This is a genomic window from Actinoplanes sp. ATCC 53533, assembly GCF_003947245.1.
The window spans coordinates 1-5,215 of record NZ_QHHV01000266.1 but is presented as its reverse complement, the minus strand read 5'-3'; the positions used below and the strand labels follow the sequence as shown (position 1 = coordinate 5,215).

General features: G+C 67.7%; 5 protein-coding genes and 1 pseudogene. 1 reads left to right on the top strand and 5 read right to left on the bottom strand.

Translation table 11 applies throughout. The annotated features are described in order from the left end of the window. Window positions 1-376: 376 nt before the first annotated feature. From DMB66_RS61915 to DMB66_RS52580, 5 genes are all read right to left on the bottom strand, one after another. Entirely contained in the window at window positions 377-553 is a 177-nt protein-coding gene (locus tag DMB66_RS61915) for a hypothetical protein (protein ID WP_158647651.1), read from the bottom strand. Window positions 554-1,005: 452 nt separating this feature from the next. Then, entirely contained in the window at window positions 1,006-1,290 is a 285-nt protein-coding gene (locus tag DMB66_RS52595) for a hypothetical protein (protein ID WP_125811588.1), read from the bottom strand. A 125-nt stretch (window positions 1,291-1,415) separates the two neighbouring features. After that, window positions 1,416-2,660 carry a glycosyl hydrolase family 8 gene (locus DMB66_RS52590; protein ID WP_233625467.1) on the bottom strand — a complete coding sequence of 415 codons (1,245 nt, stop codon included), beginning with the start codon at window positions 2,658-2,660 and terminating at the stop codon, window positions 1,416-1,418. A 5-nt stretch (window positions 2,661-2,665) separates the two neighbouring features. Continuing rightward, entirely contained in the window at window positions 2,666-3,445 is a 780-nt protein-coding gene (locus DMB66_RS52585; RefSeq protein WP_158647650.1) for an alpha/beta fold hydrolase, read from the bottom strand. A gap of 139 nt (window positions 3,446-3,584) precedes the next feature. Next, complete coding sequence (locus tag DMB66_RS52580; RefSeq protein WP_125811585.1) at window positions 3,585-3,971, bottom strand: hypothetical protein; 387 nt, start codon at window positions 3,969-3,971, stop codon at window positions 3,585-3,587. A 698-nt stretch (window positions 3,972-4,669) separates the two neighbouring features. Here DMB66_RS52580 and DMB66_RS52575 point away from each other — a divergent pair. After that, window positions 4,670-5,215, top strand: a pseudogene (locus tag DMB66_RS52575) (hypothetical protein); the annotation flags it as partial.

The following is a 5,215-nucleotide window of genomic DNA, read 5'->3' as shown; positions in this document are numbered from 1 at the left end:
TAGTGATCACAACCAGCGAGTATCCGCGACCGCATAGGCGCAGGCGCGGACCCGTTGTCCGCCAGCCGATCGGCCAGAGGAACTACCTACCGCCGGTCGGTACGTCCAGCCCAGGCGCCACCGTCGTCCGGCGTCCTGGTGAAGGTATTCCTGCCCAGATGCTCGCGACCTGGGCGTCAGCGCTGCGACGCCGCCGAGACGAGCTCGTCCCCGTCGGTCAGCGACCACGACTCGATCAGGTCCTAGAAACTCCACTCACGACGCACTGCAACACCCTGACAGACAAGGATCACCGTCGCCCGGAGGTCTTCATCATGCGCAGGTGGGGCCGCGACGAAGCGCCGATCAGGGTGTGCGTCGAACTCGGCGGCGACGGCTACACCGGCCGGTCGTCAACGTTGTGCTGGCCACCGACCACGAAGACATCGGTCTCGCCCGTGACCACCGCGGCCAGTTCCTCGTCTACGACGACACCATGAACCGCATCACCCAACGACGGCCACGACAGCGACACCCGCGCCATCACCATCGCCGACCACTGCGACTGGCCCACCCCCGACGACTGGGAACAAGGCCCCCGACGCGCTGCGCTACCCCGGCCTGTACGACCAGGACGACACCGAAGACCTGGAGCCGGTCGACCACGACGAGCACGACTCCGCGAGGTAGATCCAGGAGCCGTCATGCGGATCCCGCCCCGCTGCAGACGAGACGAACAGCCCACCCTGGCGCGTAAGTTACTCGCTGGTTACTTGGCGGCTGGGTCACGCGCCCCAGCACTGGGCCGTGACCAGCGCCTTGTCGTCAAGCAGTACATCATGCTACTTCGCTACGGAATCGGGTTTGGGTCTGACGCGAACGGTACTTCTGTATCCGTTTGGTAGCTCTGGGCGGTCGGTCAGGGTCACCTAACGTGATCGCGAAGCCGCTGGCGCGTATGTCGACGCGGCGGCCGATCAGGACCGCCGGTCCGTGGCGGTCCTGACCGCTAGGGGCCTGACGCGGCTATTGGGCGTGGCGGGTACGGATAGTGGGTTCCAGTGCGATGAGCCGCCCGTCGGTGGTGGCAAGCACACGTAGCTTGCGCAGGGTCTTGAGGTAGTGCCGGTGCCGAATCGCGTGGGTGCTCTGAGCCCGAGCGAGGGCTGAACCGGGGCGAGCCGGTGGAAGACAGGCGACCGGGGTGCCCGGCAAGGCGGCGGGCATGACCAAGGCGAGCAGTTCTTCCGGGTTGATGCGGGCCAGTGCCTGCCGCAGCCAGTTCACAAATTCTTCGTCGTCCGCGTCCATTTCTATCTCCTCTCCTGCCACGACGAATCGTGCAGTTTGCAATAGCGCTTCGGGCTGTTGACCAGCCAGCCGGACGACGCTCCGAGAGCGGCTGTGACCTGTCATCTTCGGGCCGGCTGAGGTGGTCATAACGCGGGTACGTTGCCGCTGACCGCGAGCATGACCTGTAGCTGGACGCTGACGCCGAAGTACTCTTGCGGGTCGCCGGGGGCGGCGGCGAGTCGGGTCCAGAGTGCGTCGAGCCATTGCTGGCTTGCCGGATCGGTCATCGCGGCGACGGCTAGTGGCGCCCAGAAGGCGTTGTCGTTGCCGTCGCCGTAGGCGGTGCCGTTCAGCCGGTATCCGGAGCGGACCTTGGTCGGGTCGCCGCCTGTCACTTTTTTGAACCAGGCGTTGATCTTCTGTGTGGCTTGCAGCGATGCCGGGCTGCCGGAGGTGACGGCGTCGAGGCCGATGCGCCACGGTGTGCGGCAGGCGTTGAAGTGGTAGTCGCCGTCATGGCTGGTCTCCAGCACCTTGCCGCGGACGGGCTGGACACCGTTGCCGGTCCAGCGGACGAAGTCGGGTAGCAGGCCGGTGGCAGGGCTGTAGGTGGTTTGCAGGCGGGTGATCGCTTGCTGGTGGGCGGCCCGGATCGTTGACCATCCCGGGTCACCGGTGGCGGTCTCGAATGCCCGGAAGTACTGCAGGTTCCAGTCGGACGTGCGGGAGATGTCGAACAAGGGCCGGTCGGCCGGTGTGACCCAGTCGCCGAGTTGCATCAGCTTCGATCCGGGGTTCACGACGCTGGCCTTGAGGGCCTGGATACGGCGCACGGCGAGTTCTCGGTAGTTGTAGCGGTCGGCGCTGCCCCAGAGGCGGTCGGCGAGCAGCAGTCCGTACGCGATGTCCATATCCCCGTCGGTGGCTGAGTTACCGCCGCCGCGATCGGTGCACGTTTCGTCCTGTTCGGCGGCCGCCAGGTCCGAGTTGATGCGGGATGGATGCGACAGCACGTAGGCGAGCAGACCGTCGAAGATGGTCTTGGCTTCGGGGTCCAGCTCAGCGATGGAGGCCGTGATCACCAACCCGTAGCCCTGCGCCTCGGCGATGTAGGGGTAGGCGGCGTCGGGTGAGTAGATCTGATACATGCCGGGCGTGCAGGCCTGCCGGACGAAGGCGGTCTTCCATGAGCGGTAGTACCGAAGGACCGCCGCGTTCTGGTCTTGCTGCGGCGCCGATGGCCGGATCGCCGCGAAGCGGTGGCTGCCGGGCGGCGCCTGCGTCGACGGTTGCGGCGAAGGCGTCATCCAGGCGTAGCCGACGGCGAGCAGGGCGACGACGGTGATTGCGGCTACGGTGAGGACCGTCTTGCGGGTCGGTGTCGGCATGGCGGTCACAGCTGGGAGCGGATGTCGGCGGCGAACCGGTCGACGTCGGTGAGGTGCGGGAACCGGCTCGCCGTGCCGTAGACCGCATAGCGCCAGTTGCCGTTGACCGTCCGTAGGGCCTGGCGGGGGTCGGGATCCGGCGTCCGGCTGTAGACGGCGAGGCGTGTGGTGGAGCGGTTCATCGCCGCCATCGGCGCGTCGGAGGCGACACCGTTCCACGGGTCGAGGTCGACGCATCTGCCGTACGCCTGGAGCAGCGCCGCGTCGTGTGATGGCGTTGCGAAGTCCTGGAGGTATGACGGAATCTGGGCAGGGTCCATCTCGGTGAGCAGTCCCTCGATCGGGATGCCGCTGGCCACGCTGGTGACGGATGCGGGTTGTGACGCCGGCGCGTCGATGTGGGGGTCGACGAGCACGATCGCACGGGTGGCGAAACGTTGGGCGAGGAGGTTCGCCACGCCGGCCGAGGTGCCGTGCCCGACGACGACGGGCGCGTGGGGGGTGGTCTGTGCGTAGAGCAGCGCGGCCAGTTCGTCGACCAGGTCTACGGGGTCGTAGGTGACGCGGGCGGGGGATTGTCCGTGGCCGGGCAGGTCGACGGCGACGGGTGTGCAGTGCCGGTGCAGCTCCGCGGCGACCGGCCACCACATGGTACGGGTGAAGAGCAGGCTGTGGATGAAGAGCACCGGTCGTCCGGTGGTGCCCCATGTGTCGTAGCTCCAGGTGCCGCCGGAGCAATGCAACGTACGCGCCTTGCGGATGGGTGGGAGTACCTCAGCAGTCATGATGTCCATGTCCTGTCAACAGATCCAGGACCCGCGACGTACGACAGGGCCCCGCATGTGAATGCGGGGGGCAGGTGCGACGCGAGTCAGCGAACAGCGCTGTCGGAGCGGCCGGCATGAGATGGCCGACCCGGATGTGCTACGTCCGCTGAACGCAGAGCTGGGTCAACGAGATGCTGATGCGGCGAGGCTTGCCCCGCGGCTCGGCCGCAGCCCGTGAGGCAGGCCCGCGGCCGATGGCGCGGCCCAGCGCGACGACCAGGATGCTGCCGACGGCCGCCGTCAGAAACAGCATGCAGGCACCTGCAATCGGCGAGGACTGCCCGTCGCCGTCACGGTGATGGGCTGCTGACGGGGGCCGCGCCGCGCCCGACTTCTCGGTGGCATGTGCGCTTTCGGCGGCAGGACTGAACAGCGTCATGGCCGCGGCCGAGAAGCCCGGCTGCGGAACTGCCGCGACGTGGGAGGTGTGCAGGGCACCGATGAAGAACAGGGCAAGCGCCACGATCAACCAGCGCAACGCCACGCTGCACCCGCCGTGCAGTTCACGACGCGCTCCTGTCATACCGCCCAAGGATACGGCAGGAACAGAAAGCTTCCAGTACCGAGTAGGTCGAGTCGGGTGACGCAGACCGCGGCCCGTCTCTGGGCCCGTGGGACTCGCTGCTCGGCGCTGGGAGAACGCCGCCAGTTCCTACTCGTACCAGCACTGACCGAGAGGGCGCGGGCCCCTGGCGTGCCAGTACTGGAAGAACTGCGTGCCCGCGGGCGGGGACTACGGCGAGATCGTGGACGGCCTGCGAAGGGGCGCGTATGCGTCACTACCGGCCAAATCCAAACAGCAGCCTCAGCCCCGCCCGTCCGGCCCGGACCGAGGCAGAACATCGGTCAGACGATCACGCTGACCCGCCGTCATGCGGGAGGGCAGTCCGTTGCCTTGGTGAACCGGCGCCGGCATTGCTGTGCCTCCACGCTGCGTCACTCTTGACGTCGGTCGGCGTTGAAGGCGCGAAGGAGCTGTGCTGTCGAGCGAGGTGCTGATTGAGGGTCCGGTCCGTGGCGCGGTGGGCGGCCATCATCGGGTCGTTGGCCGCCGTGGCGGCGGCCGGACCTGCCGCCTCGAGCGTTACGCCGCGACTGCCGGGATGCGCACCCGGTCCCGCATCCACTGCGCCCCCGACCCGACCGGCGGATCCGGGGACACCAGGGGCTTGCCGGGCGGCCGTGAGCGGTCTGCCCGAATCGGTCGTCCGCGTCGACCGGCTTCGGACGGCCTTGGGCTCGAGCGGCTACCGCCACCTCGGCGCGGGCACCGGCGGGGAGTGGAACGGTGTCTCGGGGCGTATGTCGGTCGTGGACGCCGCCGTGCGCCAGAACACCTACGACTTCGTGGCTGGCCGGTTCATGGTCAAGCGCGACATGGGCAGCGGCAGCATCGCGTGGCTCGAGGCGGGCTGGGCCGAGACCGGCTGGGCCGGCTCTGGCCGTCAGCGCGTCTACACCTTCGATACCAACAGCGGAGCGTGGCAATTCTATGAACAATACGCCATCAATCCCGGCGACAAGGTATGGCTGGAGGTCCGAACCGGCGCCGACGGCGTCTGGCAGGCGTGGCTATGGTGGAACAATCGGTGGCAGTTGTTGACCGCCCAGAAGTTGCCGATCGGACCGAGCGCGTACGTCGAGCAGTACGTCGAGGTCTACACCGACCCTCGCCGCCCGACCCGCATCGACGTGCCTCCAGTGACGGTCGACAACGTCCAACTGCGC